This is a genomic window from Pseudomonas sp. HY2-MNA-CIBAN-0224, assembly GCF_040310285.1.
Taxonomy (GTDB): domain Bacteria; phylum Pseudomonadota; class Gammaproteobacteria; order Pseudomonadales; family Pseudomonadaceae; genus Aquipseudomonas; species Aquipseudomonas helleri.
Map to the genome: position 1 here is coordinate 1 of NZ_JBEOPQ010000911.1, position 236 is coordinate 236.

Here is a 236-nt window from a genome sequence, read left to right on the forward strand (position 1 = left end):
GTTTTAGCTGATTGATCTGGAGCAAGGTGGCCACGTTGGGCTTTCATCTTATCAGCCGTTTGCCACGTGCGAATAATGACTTCTCCCACGCGTCCCATCGCTTGCGAATCACTACTCATCATGGAGATGGCGCCCATATCTTGTAAGATATCTTCAGCGGCAATGGTTTCTTTACGAATGCGGCTTTCTGCAAAAGCCACATCTTCAGCAATGGCTGGGCTTAGATGGTGGCAAAC

General features: G+C 49.2%; 1 protein-coding gene. It reads right to left on the minus strand.

All coding sequences use genetic code 11. From position 1 onward, the window contains the following. Positions 1 to 236, minus strand: a 236-nt coding sequence (locus tag AAEZ03_RS28895) for an amidohydrolase family protein (protein ID WP_350583438.1), incomplete at both ends; no start/stop codon positions are given.